At 61.2% G+C, this 18,104-nt stretch carries 16 protein-coding genes; 10 read left to right on the top strand and 6 right to left on the bottom strand.

Annotation, left to right across the window (positions count from 1 at the left end):
• Window positions 1-273: 273 nt before the first annotated feature.
• The 3 genes from PMI24_RS25725 to PMI24_RS25715 form a co-directional block, all read right to left on the bottom strand.
• Complete coding sequence (locus PMI24_RS25725) at window positions 274-1,932, bottom strand: cation acetate symporter (RefSeq protein ID WP_007959309.1); 1,659 nt, start codon at window positions 1,930-1,932, stop codon at window positions 274-276.
• Entirely contained in the window at window positions 1,929-2,240 is a 312-nt protein-coding gene (locus tag PMI24_RS25720; protein ID WP_007959307.1) for a DUF485 domain-containing protein, read from the bottom strand. Before PMI24_RS25720 ends, PMI24_RS25725 begins: the two co-directional genes overlap by 4 nt.
• Before the next feature lie 230 nt (window positions 2,241-2,470).
• The gene (locus PMI24_RS25715) at window positions 2,471-3,322 is read right to left on the bottom strand and encodes a glycine betaine ABC transporter substrate-binding protein (RefSeq protein ID WP_007959306.1); all 852 of its coding nucleotides are present in this window, start codon (window positions 3,320-3,322) and stop codon (window positions 2,471-2,473) included.
• Window positions 3,323-3,622: 300 nt separating this feature from the next.
• Here PMI24_RS25715 and PMI24_RS25705 point away from each other — a divergent pair, with 300 nt between their 5' ends.
• Window positions 3,623-5,218 (top strand): glycoside hydrolase family 17 protein, encoded by a 1,596-nt coding sequence (locus tag PMI24_RS25705; protein WP_045121898.1) that lies wholly within the window; start codon window positions 3,623-3,625, stop codon window positions 5,216-5,218.
• Between the two features lie 30 nt (window positions 5,219-5,248).
• Here PMI24_RS25705 and PMI24_RS25700 read toward each other — a convergent pair whose 3' ends face one another.
• Window positions 5,249-5,617 carry a hypothetical protein gene (locus tag PMI24_RS25700; protein ID WP_007959296.1) on the bottom strand — a complete coding sequence of 123 codons (369 nt, stop codon included), beginning with the start codon at window positions 5,615-5,617 and terminating at the stop codon, window positions 5,249-5,251.
• 223 nt (window positions 5,618-5,840) lie between these two features.
• On the opposite strand from PMI24_RS25700, the gene PMI24_RS25695 reads away from it, so the two are divergent.
• Entirely contained in the window at window positions 5,841-7,139 is a 1,299-nt protein-coding gene (locus tag PMI24_RS25695; RefSeq protein WP_007959293.1) for a serine protein kinase PrkA, read from the top strand.
• On the top strand, window positions 7,132-7,920 hold the full coding sequence (locus tag PMI24_RS25690) for an MlaA family lipoprotein (protein ID WP_007959292.1): 789 nt from the start codon (window positions 7,132-7,134) through the stop codon (window positions 7,918-7,920). Before PMI24_RS25695 ends, PMI24_RS25690 begins: the two co-directional genes overlap by 8 nt.
• Before the next feature lie 65 nt (window positions 7,921-7,985).
• Here PMI24_RS25690 and PMI24_RS25685 read toward each other — a convergent pair whose 3' ends face one another.
• On the bottom strand, window positions 7,986-8,900 hold the full coding sequence (locus PMI24_RS25685; protein WP_007959291.1) for a DUF808 domain-containing protein: 915 nt from the start codon (window positions 8,898-8,900) through the stop codon (window positions 7,986-7,988).
• 134 nt (window positions 8,901-9,034) lie between these two features.
• Between PMI24_RS25685 and PMI24_RS25680 the strand changes: the two genes are divergently transcribed.
• The gene (locus PMI24_RS25680; RefSeq protein ID WP_007959290.1) at window positions 9,035-9,640 is read left to right on the top strand and encodes a TetR/AcrR family transcriptional regulator; all 606 of its coding nucleotides are present in this window, start codon (window positions 9,035-9,037) and stop codon (window positions 9,638-9,640) included.
• 91 nt (window positions 9,641-9,731) lie between these two features.
• Here the strand turns inward: PMI24_RS25680 and PMI24_RS25675 are convergent, their stop codons facing one another.
• On the bottom strand, window positions 9,732-10,172 hold the full coding sequence (locus PMI24_RS25675; protein ID WP_007959289.1) for a GlcG/HbpS family heme-binding protein: 441 nt from the start codon (window positions 10,170-10,172) through the stop codon (window positions 9,732-9,734).
• Between the two features lie 268 nt (window positions 10,173-10,440).
• On the opposite strand from PMI24_RS25675, the gene gcl reads away from it, so the two are divergent.
• The 6 genes from gcl to PMI24_RS25645 all read left to right on the top strand — a co-directional run bounded on the left by gcl (window position 10,441) and on the right by PMI24_RS25645 (window position 18,088).
• Entirely contained in the window at window positions 10,441-12,216 is a 1,776-nt protein-coding gene (gene gcl / locus PMI24_RS25670; RefSeq protein WP_007959288.1) for a glyoxylate carboligase, read from the top strand.
• A 138-nt stretch (window positions 12,217-12,354) separates the two neighbouring features.
• Entirely contained in the window at window positions 12,355-13,137 is a 783-nt protein-coding gene (hyi, locus tag PMI24_RS25665) for a hydroxypyruvate isomerase (RefSeq protein WP_007959286.1), read from the top strand.
• A 157-nt stretch (window positions 13,138-13,294) separates the two neighbouring features.
• Window positions 13,295-14,188: a 2-hydroxy-3-oxopropionate reductase gene (locus PMI24_RS25660; RefSeq protein WP_007959284.1), complete on the top strand. Its 894-nt coding sequence runs from the start codon at window positions 13,295-13,297 to the stop codon at window positions 14,186-14,188.
• 162 nt (window positions 14,189-14,350) lie between these two features.
• Window positions 14,351-15,625, top strand: coding sequence for a glycerate kinase type-2 family protein (locus tag PMI24_RS25655; protein ID WP_007959282.1), 1,275 nt, complete (start codon window positions 14,351-14,353; stop codon window positions 15,623-15,625).
• Window positions 15,622-17,037 carry a pyruvate kinase gene (pyk, locus tag PMI24_RS25650; RefSeq protein ID WP_007959279.1) on the top strand — a complete coding sequence of 472 codons (1,416 nt, stop codon included), beginning with the start codon at window positions 15,622-15,624 and terminating at the stop codon, window positions 17,035-17,037. The genes PMI24_RS25655 and pyk overlap by 4 nt, the downstream gene beginning before the upstream one ends.
• 136 nt (window positions 17,038-17,173) lie before the next feature.
• Window positions 17,174-18,088 carry an urea transporter gene (locus tag PMI24_RS25645; protein ID WP_007959273.1) on the top strand — a complete coding sequence of 305 codons (915 nt, stop codon included), beginning with the start codon at window positions 17,174-17,176 and terminating at the stop codon, window positions 18,086-18,088.
• Window positions 18,089-18,104: the final 16 nt, after the last annotated feature.

Below are 18,104 nucleotides of genomic sequence, written 5' to 3'. Positions count from 1 at the left end.
AAACCGTAGGCGATGCCCCCGGATCAATCCCGGAGCGAAGGAACCCGAGCCACAGCGAGGGCCGTACGTCAGGGTAAAGCCTTTTTGGTTACTTTTTCGGCGTTTGGAAAAAGTGACCCGCCGTAAGGGCGGAACCCCAAGAAGCCGTTACCGCAGCAACGGATATACACCCACCCCCCAAGAACATCCGATAACCGCCCACAAAAAAAATGCCCCAATCTCTCGACCAGGGCATTTCCATTCAACTCAACCTACATATTCAACCTGAAAGCCTCAGTGCGAAACCGCCCCACTAGCCCCCAACCCAGTCTGCGAACGCACAAACTGCGGGAAGAACGCCGCACGCTCGTTCTCAGCCGCCGCCGACTTGTCGGTAACGGAGAAGAACCAGATCCCGATAAACGCAATGATCATCGAGAACAGCGCCGGATACTCGTAAGGGAAGATCGCCTTCTCATGATGCAGAATCTGCACCCAGATGGTCGGGCCAAGAATCATCAGACCCACCGCACTCACCAGACCCAGCCAGCCGCCAATCATGGCGCCACGGGTAGTCAGCTTCTTCCAGTACATCGAAAGCAGCAGCACCGGGAAGTTGCAGCTCGCTGCGATGGAGAACGCCAGGCCAACCATGAACGCAATGTTCTGGCTTTCGAACAGGATGCCCAAGCCGATGGCCAGAACGCCCAGTGCGATGGTGGTGATCTTCGAAACGCGGATCTCATCCTTCTCGTTGGCCTTGCCCTTCTTGATCACGCTGGCGTACAGGTCATGAGACACCGCCGAAGCACCGGCCAGGGTCAGGCCGGCCACTACTGCCAGAATGGTCGCGAACGCCACCGCCGAGATGAAGCCGAGGAACACGCTGCCACCCACGGCGTTGGCCAGGTGCACCGCCGCCATGTTGTTGCCGCCGAGCAGAGCGCCCGCCGCATCTTTGAAGGCCGGGTTGGTGCTGACCAGCAGAATCGCGCCGAAGCCGATGATGAAGGTCAGGATGTAGAAGTAGCCGATGAAACCAGTCGCGTACAGCACGCTCTTACGAGCTTCTTTCGCATCGCTGACAGTGAAGAAGCGCATCAGGATGTGCGGCAGGCCAGCGGTACCGAACATCAGCGCCAGACCCAGGGAGAACGCCGAGATCGGATCTTTTACCAGACCGCCCGGGCTCATGATCGCTTCGCCCTTGGCGTGGACCTTGATGGCTTCGGAGAACAGGGTGTTGAAGTCGAAGTTGACGTGCTTCATCACCATCAGCGCCATGAACGAGGCACCGGACAGCAACAGCACCGCTTTGATGATCTGTACCCAGGTGGTCGCCAGCATGCCGCCGAACAGCACGTACAGGCACATCAGGATACCGACCAGAATCACCGCAACGTGGTAGTCGAGACCGAACAGCAGTTGGATCAGCTTGCCGGCACCGACCATTTGCGCGATCAGGTAGAACGCCACCACCACCAGCGAACCGCAGGCAGACAGGGTGCGAATCTGGGTTTGCCCGAGGCGGTAGGACGCCACGTCGGCAAAGGTGTATTTGCCCAGGTTGCGCAAGCGCTCGGCGATCAGGAACAGAATGATCGGCCAGCCCACCAGGAAACCGATCGAGTAGATCAGGCCGTCATAGCCGGAGGTGAACACCAGCGCGGAAATCCCCAGGAAGGACGCCGCCGACATGTAGTCACCGGCAATCGCCAGACCGTTCTGGAAACCGGTGATCTTGCCGCCCGCCGCATAGTAGTCGGCCGCCGAGTTGTTGCGCTTGGACGCCCAGTAAGTGATGCACAGGGTCGCGCCAACGAACGCCACGAACATGACGATCGCGGAAACGTTGAGTGGTTGTTTGTGGACTTCGCCGGTCAGGGCGTCAGCGGCCCAGACGGCCGGAGCAAATGCTGCGATGCTCAAAAGAGCCAGTAGACGCCGGATCATTGCTGAGCCTCCTTGAGAATCGCGTTGTTCAGGTCGTCGAACTCGCCATTGGCGCGGCGCACGTAAATGCCGGTCAGGATGAAGGCCGAGATAATCAGCCCGACACCGATCGGGATGCCCCAGGTGATGGACGATTCGGGACTGATTTTCGTGCCGAGCACTTGCGGCCCGTACGCGATCAGAAGGATGAAGCCGGAGTAGAGCCCGAGCATGATCGCCGAGAGTATCCAGGCGAACCTTTCTCTTTTCTTGACCAGCTCCTTGAAGCGCGGGCTGTTCTGAATCGAGAGGTAAATGCTGTCGTTCATTGTTTTTATCCTCGCAGCACAGATTTTTATTTTTGGAACATATCCACTGTATGCGGCTGCGAGCCGGGTTCCAGACGACCTTAGTAGTAGAACGCCATGACGTTTTTGCCAATTTCCAGACCCGCCGAAAACGCCTATCCCTGCTTATTAATAGTGGGCAAACAAAAAAGGCCGCCCGACTGTCATGTCGGGCGGCCCTGGGAAGCGCAGATTAGACGCTTCGGCTTAAATCACTTGGTCCAGTCGGCAACACGCTCAGGGTGCTTGGCAACCCAATCCTTGGCCGCTGCGTCAGGTTTTGCACCGTCCTGAATCGCCAGCATGACTTCGCCGATTTCGTCTTTCGAAGCCCACTGGAAGTTCTTCAGGAATTTGGCCACTTCCGGCGCCTTGGTCGCCAGTTCCTTGCTGCCGATGCTGTTCACGGTTTCAGCCGCGCCGTACACGCCTTTCGGGTCGTCGAGGAAGCGCAGTTTCCACTTGGCGAACATCCAGTGCGGTACCCAGCCGGTAACGGCGATGGATTCGTTTTTCTTCTCGGCGCGGGTCAGCTCGGCAATCATGCCGGCGCCGGAACTGGCCTTGAGTTGATAGCCGGTCAGGTCGTAATCCTTGATCGCCTGATCGGTCTTGAGCATCACGCCTGAACCGGCGTCGATGCCGACGATGCGTTTCTTGAAGGAGTCGTCGGTTTTCAGGTCTTCGATGGTCTTGGCCTTGACGTACTCCGGCACGATCAGACCGATTTTCGCGTCCTTGAAGTTCGGGCCGTAATCGACGACCTGATCCTTGTTCTTGGTCCAGTATTCGCCATGGGTCACCGGCAGCCAGGCCGAGAGCATGGCGTCGAGTTTGCCGGTGGCAACGCCCTGCCACATGATGCCGGTGGCGACGGCTTGCAGTTTCACGTCGTAGCCGAGTTTCTGCTTGATCACTTCGGCCGCCACGTGGGTGGTCGCGACGCTGTCGGACCAGCCGTCAACGTAACCAATGTTCAGGGTCTTGGTTTCAGCACTGGCGAGTGTGGAGCCCATCGCAAGCACCAGAGCGGCACCTGCGCCTAAAAGTCGTCGCATCTTCATCGTTACTTCCCCGAAATGCTGCGCCCGACGGATGCCGGGCATCGTCAACGTATTGTTATGGTGCACAGCGCCCCCATCACGCCTGACCGCAAACTCGTTAGTACATCAGCCGGATTATCAATAAGGGTACTGACGGTTTCGATCATCAACCTGACGCCCGATAAGACCTGCTCTGCCAGCGACCTCGAAGCAACGAGAAACGACATCAGAAAGCCATTAACTGCGTCCGGATATTTGGCGCCAGACAATCCGCCCGAACTTTGCATGTCAAAATCGTGCGGGCCACCAACCTGCTTATAAATGCAGGTAACATGCGTCGCTTTGCAGCCACTCGGCCTGACCATGTCCGCGACTTCCCGCTTCCCCTTTCTTCCTTATGTGTTCGCCTGCCTGCTCGGGCTGTTTGCCCTGTGCGGCTTCTGGTACGGCCTTGGCAAACCGGTGATCCTGCCGGACGTCGCCACCCCGACCCACAAGCTGCAATGCGCCTCCTACACCCCGTTCGACAAAGACCAGTCGCCGTTCGACGTGCCGTTCAAACTGCGCCCGGAGCGCATGGACGCCGACCTCGCCCTGCTCGCCACCCGTTTCGAATGCATCCGCACCTACTCCATGACCGGCCTCGAAGCGCTGCCGGATCTGGCGCGCAAGCACGGCTTGAAGTTGATGATCGGCGCGTGGGTCAACAGCAATCCTGTGGACACAGAGAAGGAAGTCGATCTGCTGATCGCCTCGGCCAACGCCAACCCGGACGTGGTCAGCGCCGTAATCGTCGGCAACGAGGCCTTGCTGCGCAAAGAGGTCACCGCGACCCAGCTGGTGAAGCTGATAAACAAGGTCAAGAGCCACATCAAGCAGCCGGTGACCTACGCCGATGTCTGGGAATTCTGGCTCAAGCACCCGGAAGTCGCGCCGGCGGTGAATTTCCTGACCATTCACTTACTGCCGTACTGGGAAGACGATCCGTCGAACATCGACGCCGCGCTGCATCATGTGGCGGAAGTGCGTCAGGTGTTCGGCAACAAATTCGCGCCCAAGGACGTGATGATTGGCGAAACCGGCTGGCCGAGCGAAGGCCGCCAGCGTGAGACCGCGCTGCCGAGCCGGGTCAACGAGGCCAAGTTCATTCGTGGTTTTGTCACCCTCGCCGAACAGGAAGGCTGGCGCTACAACCTGATCGAAGCGTTCGACCAGCCGTGGAAGCGCGGCAGCGAAGGCGCGGTCGGCGGTTACTGGGGGCTGTTCGATGCGGATCGCCAGGACAAGGGCGTGTTGGCCGGTCCGGTGTCGAACGTACCCTACTGGTCGCAGTGGCTGGCGGTCGGCGGGCTGATTTTCCTCGGAACATTACTGCTGGGCGGTCGGGTTCGTACGACGCGTTCGGCACTGATCCTGCCGCTGCTCGGCGCCCTCGCCGCCTGTTCGATCGGCGCCTGGGGAGATCTGGCGCGGGTGACCACGCGGTTTGCCAGCGAATGGCTGTGGGTCGGGTTGCTGACGGCTCTGAATCTGTTGGTGCTGGCCCATGCCGCGCTGACCTTGAGCGCCCGCAATGGCTGGCGTGAACGGGCGTTCAACGCTTTCGAGCGACGGGCCGGCTGGCTGGTCGCGGCAGCGGGGTTCGCTGCTGCGGTGATGATGCTCGAGTTGGTGTTCGATCCGCGCTATCGCAGTTTTCCGAGCGTGGCGTTCATCCTGCCGGCGCTGGTTTACCTGTGCCGCCCGGTGCCCGTGGCCCGGCGGGAGATCGCCCTGCTGACCTTCATCATCGGCGCCGGCATTGCGCCGCAGCTGTTCCGTGAAGGATTGCAGAATCAGCAGGCGTGGGGCTGGGCGCTGGTCAGCGTGTTGATGGTGGCTGCACTTTGGCGCTGCCTGCGGGTTCGCAAGGGCTGATTCACAGGGAATGCCCGCGATGACTGACGATCAGGCCTCGCGGGATTCCCGGACCAGTCGCAACCCGGCAATCACCACCGCAAACACCGCCAGCGTCGTGTTGTACAGCGCCAGCGCCGGCAACCCGAATACCAGCGCCAGCACCGCCAGCCACCACCCTGCCCGTCCCGGCACGACAAAGCCGATCACCGCAGCCGCGACCGCCGCCCAGCCCAGCATCTGGAAATGAATCATCAGGCCCAGGTTCGAGCGCACCGAGCATTCCCAGCGGCTCGCCTCATCCACGCAGATGCCCACCCACTGCGCGTCCTCCATGAAGCCATAACGCGCGCCATAACTGGCGGCCAGCCACAACGGCAACAGAACGAGCAGCAGAATCACGGGCAAGCGGCGGGACATGGAACACTCCAATCGATGAAATCGGCGGCCAGCTTAATCTGCCGCCGCGCATACGCAAGGGCTAACAACTCTTAACTGGTCATTCATTTCGTGCAAAGTGTATCGTCCGGCTACTATTACTCCGAATTCCGTCAGTTTGGTGCCGTGGCATGGCACTTTGGCGCAAACCCGGTGGTCATAGCCTGCGAACCTCATTCGGCACCTTCCTCTAAGGGATCTAGTCATGCTCCGTTCCTTGCGCTTCGCCGCCCTGTTTGGCGGCCTTATTCTGAGTGCGTCCGCGCTGGCGGTGGATATCGACGCCGCCAGCTATGGCTATCCCCTGACCAATCCGTTCGAGGCGACCATCGCCACTACGCCGCCGGACTTGCGCCCTGAACTGCCACTGGACGACGACATCGATCAGACCGATCGCAGCGTCACCCTGCGCCCCGAGCGCGAATTCATCCTGCCGGACAATTTCTGGCCGGTGAAAAAACTGACTTACCGCATCGCCACCCAGGACAAGGCCGCCCCGCTGATCTTCCTGATCGCCGGCACCGGCGCGCGCTACGACAGCACGCTCAACGAGTACTTGAAGAAGCTTTATTACAAGGCCGGCTACCACGTGGTGCAGCTGTCATCGCCGACCAGCTTCGACTTCATGAGCGCCGCCTCGCGTTTCGCCACCCCCGGCGTGACCAAGGAAGACGCCGAAGACATGTACCGGGTGATGCAGGCCGTGCGGGCGCAGAACCCGAAACTGCCGGTCACCGACTATTACCTCAGCGGCTACAGCCTCGGCGCACTGGACGCAGCGTTCGTGGCCCATCTGGATGAAACCCGGCGCAGCTTCAACTTCAAGAAAGTCCTGCTGCTGAATCCGCCGGTCAACCTCTACACCTCGATCACCAACCTCGACAAGCTGGTGCAGACCGAGGTCAAGGGCATCAACAACAGCACCACCTTCTATGAACTGGTGCTGAGCAAACTGACCCGCTACTTCCAGCAAAAGGGCTACATCGACCTCAACGATGCACTGCTCTACGACTTCCAGCAGTCCAAGCAACACCTGAGCAACGAACAGATGGCGATGCTGATCGGCACCTCGTTCCGTTTCTCGGCGGCGGATATCGCATTCACTTCGGACTTGATCAACCGCCGCGGCCTGATCACCCCGCCGAAATTCCCGATCACCGAAGGCACCAGCCTCACGCCGTTCCTCAAGCGTGCGCTGCAATGCGATTTCGACTGCTACCTCACCGAACAGGTGATCCCGATGTGGCGCGCCCGCACCGACGGCGGCAGCCTGCTGCAACTGATCGATCAGGTGAGCCTGTACGCATTGAAGGATTACCTGCACGACAGCCCGAAAATCGCCGTCATGCACAACGCCGACGACGTGATCCTCGGCCCGGGCGACCTCGGTTTCCTGCGCCGGACTTTCGGCGATCGCCTGACCGTTTACCCGCTGGGCGGCCATTGCGGCAACCTTAACTACCGCGTCAACAGCGACGCCATGCTGGAGTTCTTCCGTGGCTAAATATCTCCTGCTGATTGCAGCGCTCCTCAGTGCAGGTATGGCCCAGGCCGACAACAGCAAAGCCAATGCACCGGTGGTCATCGACAGCGACGGCTTCAAGGAGCCGCTGTCCAAACTCAAGTTCAACCCGGGACTGGATCAGCGCGAATTCGAGCGCTCGACCCTCAGCGCGCTGAACGTCTACGACCCGCTGGAAGAGTGGAACCGCCGCGTCTACCACTTCAACTACCGCTTCGACCAATGGGTGTTCCTGCCGGTGGTCGATGGCTATCGCTACATCACTCCGAGCTTCGTGCGCACCGGTGTGAGCAACTTCTTCAACAACATTGGCGACGTGCCGAACCTGGTCAACAGCCTGTTGCAGTTCAAGGGCAAGCGCTCGATGGAAACCACCGCGCGCCTGCTGCTCAACACCACCATCGGCATCGCCGGGCTCTGGGATCCGGCCACCGCAATGGGCCTGCCGCGTCAAAGCGAAGACTTCGGCCAGACCCTGGGCTTCTACGGCGTACCGGGCGGTGCTTACTTCGTGCTGCCGATTCTCGGCCCGTCGAACCTGCGCGACACCGCAGGCCTGGCTGTGGACTACACCGCCGAGTCCGCGATCAACTTCCTCAATGTCTCGGAAGTCAGCTCCAACCACCCCGAAGTGTGGGTACTGCGTGGCGTCGACAAGCGTTACCAGACCAGCTTCCGCTACGGTCAGCTGAACTCACCGTTCGAGTACGAGAAGGTGCGCTACGTCTACACCGAGTCGCGCAAGTTGCAGATCGCCGAGTAAAAACGCCAGCCACAAAAAAAGGCCATTCGATGCGAGTCGAATGGCCTTTTTGTTTGCTTCAGGATTTAGCCTTTCAGGGCTTTCCAGACTTTGCCGATCACGGACACGCCCGCCAGCACCACCGCACCCGCGATGATCCCCGCCACGCCGTTCAACAGCATCGGCACCACAAACCCGGCGCCACCGGCCGCTGCGCCGACGCTTTCGATCCAGTGATGCACCACCGGTACGCCGTGGGTCAGGATGCCGCCACCGACCAGGAACATCGCTGCGGTGCCGATTACCGACAGACTTTTCATCATGTACGGCGCAGCGCGCAAGATGCCGTTGCCGATGCTTTTGGCCATCTGCCCGGGCTTCTGGGTCAGCCACAGGCCGAGGTCATCGAGTTTGACGATACCCGCCACCAGACCGTAAACGCCCACGGTCATGACAATGGCGATGCCCGACATCACGATCACTTGCTGGGTCAGCGAAGCATCGGCCACGGTGCCGAGGGTGATGGCGATGATTTCCGCCGAGAGGATGAAGTCAGTGCGGATTGCGCCTTTGATCTTGTCCTTCTCGTACGCCACCAGATCGGTTGCCGGATCAGCCACGGCTTCAACCAACTGGGCGTGCTCGGCTTCGTCTTCGGCCTTGCTGTGCAGGAACTTGTGCGCGAGTTTTTCGAAACCTTCGAAACACAGGTAGGCGCCACCGACCATCAACAGCGGCGTCACCAGCCACGGCACGAACGCACTGATCGCCAGCGCCGACGGCACCAGGATCAATTTGTTGACGAAAGAACCCTTGGCCACCGCCCAAACGACGGGAATTTCCCGCTCCGCACGTACGCCGGAGACCTGCTGGGCATTGAGCGCCAAGTCGTCGCCGAGCACACCGGCGGTCTTCTTGGCAGCCATTTTGGTCATCAACGCAACGTCGTCCAGAACGGTAGCGATGTCGTCGATCAGCACCAGCAAACTGCTTCCTGCCATGAATCTTGTTTCCTTATGTGAATAATGCCGCGCAGCATACCGCGACTGCAGGCCACACGGGGCATTGTTGAGCGCCGCGCGAGGCCGGTGCTACCATGCGCAACCGCCAGAACAGGCAAGGAACCACCGGGTTTATGAGCACAATCCGCGAGCGCAACAAAGAACTGATCCTGCGTGCAGCCAGTGAAGAGTTTGCCGACAAGGGCTTCGCTGCCACCAAAACCAGCGACATCGCCGCCAAGGCAGGACTGCCCAAGCCCAACGTCTATTACTACTTCAAGTCCAAGGAAAACCTCTACCGCGAGGTGCTGGAAAGTATCATCGTGCCGATCCTGCAGGCCTCGACTCCGTTCAACCCGGACGGCGTACCGAGCGAAGTGCTGAGCGGTTACATCCGCTCGAAGATCCGCATCTCCCGCGACCTGCCCTTCGCCTCCAAGGTGTTCGCCAGCGAAATCATGCACGGCGCCCCGCACCTGAGCGCCGACCTGGTCGAGCAGCTCAACGGCCAGGCCAAGCACAACATCGACTGCATCCAGACCTGGATCGACCGCGGCCAGATCGCCCCGATCGACCCCAACCACCTGATGTTCAGCATCTGGGCCGCGACCCAGACCTACGCCGACTTCGACTGGCAGATCTCCGCCGTCACCGGCAAGGACAAGCTCGACGAAGCCGACTATGAAGCAGCAGCACAAACCATCATCCGGTTGGTGCTCAAGGGCTGCGAGCCGGACTGAAGTCCGCACCTCCAGACACAAACAAGCCCGCCCTCACATCATCCTGTGAGGGCGGGCTTGTACGTTTCAGCGACTATTCGGTTTTAGCCACTCAGGCCGCTACCCCCGCATCCGCCCGCAGGTCCAGGGCCTCTACGGCCTTGATTGCCACCTGCTCATCGATGTCCGACAGATCGCCGCTGATGCCGATCGCGCCCAGCACGTTCCCCGCCTGATCACGAATCAACACACCACCCGGTGCCGGCACGACGCTGCCCTGCCCCATGCTGTTAAGTGCGGCGATGAACGCCGGGCGTTGTTGCGCGTCCAGCGCCAGCAGGCGTGAGCCTTTGCCAAGCGCGATGGCGCCCCAGGCTTTGCCGATGGCGATGTTCGGGCGCAGCAGGCTGGCGCCGTCTTCGCGTTGCAGGGTGACCAGATGGCCGCCGGTATCCAGTACCGCGATGGTCAGCGGCGCAGCGGAGATGGCCCGCCCTGCGCTGATGGCTTCGTTGACCAGCTTGACTGCGACTTTCAAGGTTAAAGCGCTCATGGTGCCGTCCTCATTTTGTTATTGGGAAAGTCGTTGGGCTGCGCTTTTCTGCCGCAGCCCGATGCAACAAATAGAACACAATGAATAATTTTTTTGTATACAATAATTCTCGAAAAGCGCCCCATGCGACGAAAAGCCACAGCAGAACAGGCTTCCGACGAATGAAACAGGCGCTTGAGAAAATGGATTGACCTGCGCCGTCCGCCGTGAATACACTCTGCGCAAAGCCACTTGTATACAATTACAAAACGTAAAGAGGCACAAAACCATGAGCAAAATGAGAGCAATCGAAGCCGCCGTTCTGGTGATGCGCCGTGAAGGGGTTGATACCGCTTTTGGCATTCCAGGCGCTGCAATCAACCCGCTGTACTCCGCCCTGCAGAAAGTCGGTGGCATCGATCACGTCCTCGCTCGCCACGTTGAAGGCGCCTCGCACATGGCCGAGGGCTACACCCGCACCAAGGCCGGCAACATCGGCGTGTGCATCGGTACTTCCGGCCCGGCCGGTACCGACATGGTCACCGGTCTGTACAGCGCCTCCGCGGACTCGATCCCGATCCTCTGCATCACCGGGCAAGCACCCCGCGCCCGTATGCACAAGGAAGACTTCCAGGCCGTCGACATCACCAGCATCGTCAAGCCGGTGACCAAGTGGGCGACCACCGTTCTGGAGCCGGGCCAGGTGCCTTACGCCTTCCAGAAAGCCTTCTACGAAATGCGCTCCGGCCGTCCAGGCCCGGTGCTGATCGACCTGCCGTTCGACGTGCAGATGGCTGAAATCGAATTCGACATCGACGCTTACCAGCCACTGCCGCTGGCCAAGCCGACCGCTACCCGCGTGCAAGTTGAAAAAGCGCTGGCCCTGCTCGATCAGGCCGAGCGTCCATTGCTGGTGGCCGGCGGCGGCATCATCAACGCCGACGCCAGCGAGCTGCTGGTTGAATTCGCCGAGCTGACCGGCATTCCGGTTATCCCGACCCTGATGGGCTGGGGCACCATTCCTGACGATCACCCGTTGATGGTCGGCATGGTCGGTCTGCAGACTTCGCACCGTTACGGCAACGCCACGATGCTGAAATCCGACGTGGTACTGGGCGTCGGCAACCGCTGGGCCAACCGTCACACCGGCTCGGTCGACGTTTACACCGAAGGCCGCAAGTTCATTCACGTCGACATCGAACCGACCCAGATCGGCCGCGTGTTCACCCCGGACCTGGGCATCGTTTCCGACGCCGCAGCCGCGCTGACCGTGTTCATCGAAGTCGCCCGTGAATGGCAAGCCGCCGGCAAGCTGAAAAACCGCTCTGCCTGGCTGCAAGACTGCCAGCAGCGCAAAGCCAGCCTGCATCGCAAGACCCACTTCGACAACGTGCCGGTCAAGCCGCAGCGCGTTTACGAAGAAATGAACCAGGTGTTCGGCAAGGACACCTGCTACGTCAGCACCATCGGTCTGTCGCAGATTGCCGGCGCGCAGTTCCTGCACGTCTACAAGCCGCGTCACTGGATCAACTGCGGCCAGGCCGGCCCGTTGGGCTGGACCATTCCGGCAGCGCTGGGCGTGGTGAAGGCCGATCCGAACCGTAAAGTCGTGGCCCTGTCGGGGGACTATGACTTCCAGTTCATGATCGAAGAACTGGCGGTCGGCGCTCAGTTCAAACTGCCGTACATCCACGTCGTGGTGAACAACTCGTACCTGGGGCTGATCCGTCAGGCCCAGCGCGGGTTCGATATGGACTACTGCGTGCAGCTGTCCTTCGATAACCTGAACGCGCCGGAACTCAACGGTTATGGTGTCGACCACGTCGCAGTCGCCGAAGGCCTGGGCTGCAAGGCACTGCGTGTGTTCGAACCGGCTGACATCGCCCCTGCCCTGCGCAAGGCCGAACAGCTGATCGAAGAGTTCAAGGTGCCGGTGATCGTCGAGATCATTCTGGAGCGTGTGACCAACATCTCCATGGGGACCGAGATCAACGCCGTCAACGAATTCGAAGACCTGGCGCTGGTCGGCAACGATGCGCCTACCGCGATTTCGTTGCTCGATTGATTGCTATTGCTTGATCGTTCCCACGCTCTGCGTGGGAACGCAGCCGGGGACGCTCTGCGTCCCAAAGCGGACGCAGAGCGTCCATAGAGGCATTCCCACGCAGAGCGTGGGAACGAGAATCTAGAACGGGAGACCACCATGCCGCGTTTCGCAGCCAACCTGTCCATGCTGTTCACCGAACAGGATTTCCTTGCCCGTTTCGACGCCGCCGCCAAGGCTGGCTTCAGCGGTGTAGAGTACCTGTTCCCGTACGATTTCAGCTCTGCCGAAATCAAGGCCAAACTCGACGCCAACGGTCTGACCCAAGTGCTGTTCAACCTGCCGGCCGGTGACTGGGCCAAGGGCGAGCGCGGTATCGCGTGCCTGCCGGACCGGGTCGAAGAGTTCCGTGCCGGGGTCGATCTGGCCATCGCTTACGCGCAGGTTCTGGGCAACACCCAGGTCAACTGCCTGGCCGGTATCCGTCCGCAGGGCGTGGACGATGCCACCGTTGAAAAGACCTTCGTCGCCAACCTCAAGTACGCCGCCGACAAGTTGCAAGCCGTCGGTATCAAACTGGTGATGGAAGCGATCAACACCCGCGACATCCCGGGCTTCTACCTGAACAACACGGCGCAGGCCCTGTCGATTCGCGAGCAGGTCGGCAGCGCCAATCTGTTCCTGCAATACGACATCTATCACATGCAAATCATGGAAGGCGATCTGGCCCGCACCCTGCAATCGCACCTGGCCGAGATCAACCATGTGCAGCTGGCCGACAACCCGGGCCGCAACGAGCCGGGCACTGGCGAGATCAACTACCGCTTCCTGTTCGAACACCTTGATCGCATCGGTTATCAGGGCTGGGTCGGCTGCGAGTACAAACCGCTGACCACCACTGAAGCAGGCCTCGGCTGGCTGAAGACCCACAACGCGATTTAAGAACAATGCAAAACCCTGTGGGAGCGAGCCTGCTCCCGAATGCGGTGGTTCAGTCAACACGGATATTGAATGTTCCACCGCATTCGTGAGCAAGCTCACTCCCACAATGAGCTGCCCCCTATTTGCTTGAGCAAGACAAAAACAAGAGGATTTTCTCATGGCTAAAATCGGATTCATCGGCACCGGCATCATGGGCCACCCAATGGCGGCGAACCTGCAGAAAGCCGGTCACAGCCTGTTCCTGTCGGCGCACCACGACGCCGCCCCTGCCGACCTGGTCGCCGCTGGCGCCGTCGCTCTGGCCAACCCACGCGAAGTGGCCCAGGAAGCTGAATTCATCATCGTCATGGTGCCGGATACCCCGCAGGTCGATGACGTGCTGTTCCGTGCCGACGGCGTTGCGGCCGGCATCGGCAAAGGCAAGGTCGTGATCGACATGAGCTCGATCTCGCCCACTGCCACCAAGGCTTTCGCGGCGAAGATCAACGAGAAAGGCGCGCAATACCTCGACGCTCCGGTGTCCGGTGGTGAAGTCGGTGCCAAGGCCGCGACCCTGAGCATCATGGTCGGTGGCGATGCCGATGCCTTCGAACGCGCACTGCCGCTGTTCCAGGCCATGGGCAAGAACATCACCCTGGTCGGCGGCAATGGCGACGGTCAGACCGCCAAGGTGGCGAACCAGATCATCGTTGCCCTGAACATTCAGGCCGTGGCCGAAGCCCTGCTGTTCGCTTCGAAAAACGGTGCCGATCCAGCCAAGGTGCGTGAAGCGCTGATGGGCGGTTTCGCCTCCTCGAAGATCCTCGAAGTGCACGGCGACCGCATGATCAAGGGCACCTTCGATCCGGGCTTCCGCATCAGCCTGCACCAGAAGGACCTGAACCTGGCCCTGCAAGGCGCCAAGGAGCTGAACATCAACCTGCCGAACACCGCCAACGCCCAGCAAGTGTTCAGCACCTGCGCGGCCATCGGTGGCAGTAACTGGGACCACTCGGCGCTGATCAAGGGCCTGGAACACATGGCCAACTTCTCGATTCGCGACAAGAAGTAAGCCCTGCCCCGTCGCTCGTTCCCACGCTCTGCGTGGGAATGCAGCCCGGGACGCTCCGCGTCCCTGCCGAAGCGGACGCAGAGCGTCCATTGAGGCATTCCCACGCAGAGCGTGGGAACGATCACCTGCACTAACCAAGAACAATAAGATTGGGAGCCCGCCATGTCGGTCGATCCGCAACAACTGCTGCGCGAGCTGTTTGCCACAGCCATCGACGCGGCCCATCCGAACCAGGTCCTCGAAGCTCATCTGCCTGCCGATCGCAGCGGTCGCGTGATCGTCATCGGCGCCGGCAAGGCTGCCGCTGCCATGGCGCAAGTGGTCGAGCGCTGCTGGGAAGGTGAAGTCTCGGGCCTTGTGGTGACCCGCTACGGTCACGGCGCCCCGTGCGAAAAAATCGAAGTGGTCGAAGCCGCGCACCCGGTGCCGGACGCTGCCGGTCTGGCCGTGGCCAAACGCGTGCTGGAACTGGTCAGCAACCTGACCGAAGACGACCGCGTGATCTTCCTGTTGTCCGGCGGCGGCTCTGCCCTGCTGGCGCTGCCGGCCGAAGGCATCACCCTGGCCGACAAACAATCGATCAACAAAGCCCTGCTCAAATCCGGCGCGACCATCGGCGAGATGAACTGCGTGCGCAAGCACCTCTCGGCGATCAAGGGCGGACGCCTGGGCAAGGCCTGCTGGCCGGCGACTGTTTATACCTATGCGATTTCCGATGTACCGGGCGACCTCGCCACGGTCATCGCCTCCGGCCCGACCGTGGCCGACCCGAGCACCAGCGCCGAAGCGCTGGCCATCATCAAGCGCTACGGCATCGAGATTCCGGCCTCCGTGCGCACCTGGCTGCAAAGCCCGGAATCGGAAACCGTCAAACCCGGTGATCCGAGCCTGGCCCGCAGTCACTTCCAGTTGATCGCCCGCCCTCAGCAATCGCTGGATGCCGCGGCAGTGAAATGTCGTCAGGCCGGTTTCAGCACGCTGATCCTCGGCGACCTGGAAGGCGAATCCCGCGAAGTGGCGAAAGTCCACGCCGGCATCGCGCGCCAGATCATTCATCACGGCCAGCCGCTGGCGGCGCCGTGCGTGATTCTCTCCGGCGGCGAAACCACGGTGACCGTGCGCGGCAATGGCCGTGGCGGACGCAACGCCGAATTCCTCCTCAGCCTCACCGACAGCCTCAAGGGCCAGCCCGGCGTCTACGCGCTGGCCGGTGACACCGACGGCATCGACGGCTCGGAAGACAACGCCGGCGCAATCATGACCCCGGACAGCTACGCCCGCGCCGCCGCCCTGGGTCTGAGCGCCAGCGACGAGCTGGATAACAACAACGGTTACGGCTACTTCGAGGCGCTCGATGCGCTGATCGTCACCGAGCCGACCCGCACCAACGTCAACGACTTCCGCGCCATCCTGATCCTCGAGAGCTCTAAATCATGACGCCTGATAAAAAGGTCAAAATCCTCGCCACCCTCGGGCCTGCCGTCGACGGCATCGAAGACATCCGCGAGCTGGTCGAGGCCGGGGTCAATATCTTCCGCCTCAACTTCAGCCACGGCGATCACGCCGACCACGCCAAGCGCTATCAGTGGATCCGCGAAGTCGAGCGCCAGCTCAACTACCCGCTCGGGATCCTGATGGACCTGCAAGGGCCGAAACTGCGGGTCGGCAAGTTCGCTGACGGCAAGGTTCAGTTGCATCGCGGTCAGGCCTTCCGCCTCGATCTGGACGCAACACCGGGCGACGAACGCCGGGTGAATCTGCCGCATCCGGAGATCATCGCCGCGCTGGAAGCCGGGATGGATCTGCTGCTGGATGACGGCAAACTGCGCCTGCGGGTCGTGACCAAATACACCGACGCGATCGACACCACCGTGCTCAATGGCGGCGAACTGTCGGATCGCAAAGGCGTGAACGTGCCGCAAGCGGTACTCGACCTGAGCCCGCTGACCACCAAGGATCGTCGCGACCTGAGCTTCGGTCTGGAGCTGGGTGTGGACTGGGTCGCACTGTCGTTCGTGCAGCGTCCGCAAGACATCGTCGAGGCCCGCGCGCTGATCGGCGACAAGGCGTTCCTGATGGCGAAAATCGAGAAGCCATCGGCCGTCGAGCAACTGCGCGAGATCGCCGAACTGAGCGACGCGATCATGGTTGCCCGCGGCGACCTGGGCGTGGAAGTGCCGGCCGAAAGCGTGCCGCAGATCCAGAAAAACATCATCACCACTTGCCGCCAGCTCGGCAAACCGGTGGTGGTGGCGACGCAGATGCTCGAGTCGATGCGCTTCTCCCCGGCGCCGACCCGCGCCGAAGTCACCGACGTTGCCAACGCCGTGGCCGAAGGCGCCGATGCGGTGATGCTGTCGGCAGAAACCGCGTCCGGCGAGTACCCGCTGGAAGCCGTGCAGATGATGAGCAAGATCATCCGCCAGGTGGAGAACGGTCCGGACTACCAGACCCAACTCGACGTCAGCCGGCCGAAAGCCGAAGCGACCGTGTCCGATGCGATCAGCTGCGCGATCCGCCGGATCAGCAACGTGCTGCCGGTGGCGGTGCTGGTCAATTACAGCGAGTCCGGCGCATCGAGTCTGCGTGCAGCACGGGAACGGCCAAAAGCGCCGATCCTCAACCTGACGCCGAACCTGCAGACCGCCCGCCGTCTCAGCGTGGCGTGGGGCATTCATTCGGTGGTCAATGATCGGCTGCGTCAGGTGGATGAGGTGTGCTCGACCGCGCTGGAAATCGCTCAGGCTCAAGGAATGGCCGAGCGCGGCGATACGTTGCTGATCACTGCGGGTGTGCCGTTTGGCCAGCCGGGGTCGACTAATTCGCTGCGGATCGAAACATTGATTTAACCACTGACCAAGATCGTTCCCACGCTCCGCGTGGGAATGCGGCCCGGGACGCTCTGCGTCCCAAGAGCAGACGCAGAGCGTCCTTTGAGGCATTCCCACGCAGAGCGTGGGAACGATCAGTACCGAATGACCTGCCATGCCTGCCAATCATTTCAACACCCACTGCCCTGACTGGGCCGAGGCTTTGCTCAACGGCTTCAGTCAAATCTTCCTCCAGCGTCATCCGCTGTGTGGACTCCTGTGCCTTCTGGCCATTTTATTCACCGCGCCGGTGCTGTTCGCCGGCGCGCTGCTCGGCGCGGTCGCCGGATTGCTCACCGCGCAACGGCGCAACTACGCCAAGGCGGATCGCCAGGCCGGACTGTTCAGCTACAACGGCGTGCTGGTCGGCCTGTTGCTGAGCCTGTATTTCCCTTGGTCGCCGATGCTGCCGCCGCTGATTCTGGCGGCCGGGGGGCTGAGCGCGATGATCACGCAGCAGTGGCTCAAGCGCGCACGCCTCACCGAGTACCTGCCGGCCTACACCGCACCATTCGTGCTGCTGAGCTGGGTGTTCCTGTGTTTCGCCGAGCCTTCGACGCCAGCTCCGGCGCTTGAACTGAATACCGTAAACCTGCTCGGTGCCGCCCTGAAAGGCTTCGGTCAGGTGATGTTCCTCGACCATCCGTTGGCTGGTGGATTGATCGCTGCCGGTTTGCTGATCGCCGATCGACGGGCCTTTGCCTGGGCGCTGCTGGCTTCGGTAATCGGTCTGGGTTCCAGTCTGTTGCACCACGACAGCCAGGTCGCGCTGCTGGGCCTGGGCGGCTACAACGCCGTCCTCGCCGCCCTCGCCTTCAGTGCGCAGCGCCAGCAACCTTGGCTGCCGCTGTTCGGCATCGGCCTGGCGCTGCTGCTGACGCCGCTGTTCAGTGCCCTGGGTCTGGCGACCCTCACGGCACCGTTCATTCTTGCCTGCTGGCTGCTGCGTACCGGCATTCGCCTGATGCGCCAACCGGAGATCAACGTCACGCCTTGCGCTAACGGGGAGAATCAACCTAGGCTGCGCTGATTGATGGCCAAGGCGA

This window comes from Pseudomonas sp. GM25, assembly GCF_000282255.1.
In the GTDB taxonomy this organism is placed as follows: Bacteria; Pseudomonadota; Gammaproteobacteria; order Pseudomonadales; family Pseudomonadaceae; genus Aquipseudomonas; species Aquipseudomonas aphyarum.
Note: the sequence above shows the minus strand (reverse complement) of the source record. Positions and strands in the feature narration are given on the sequence as shown.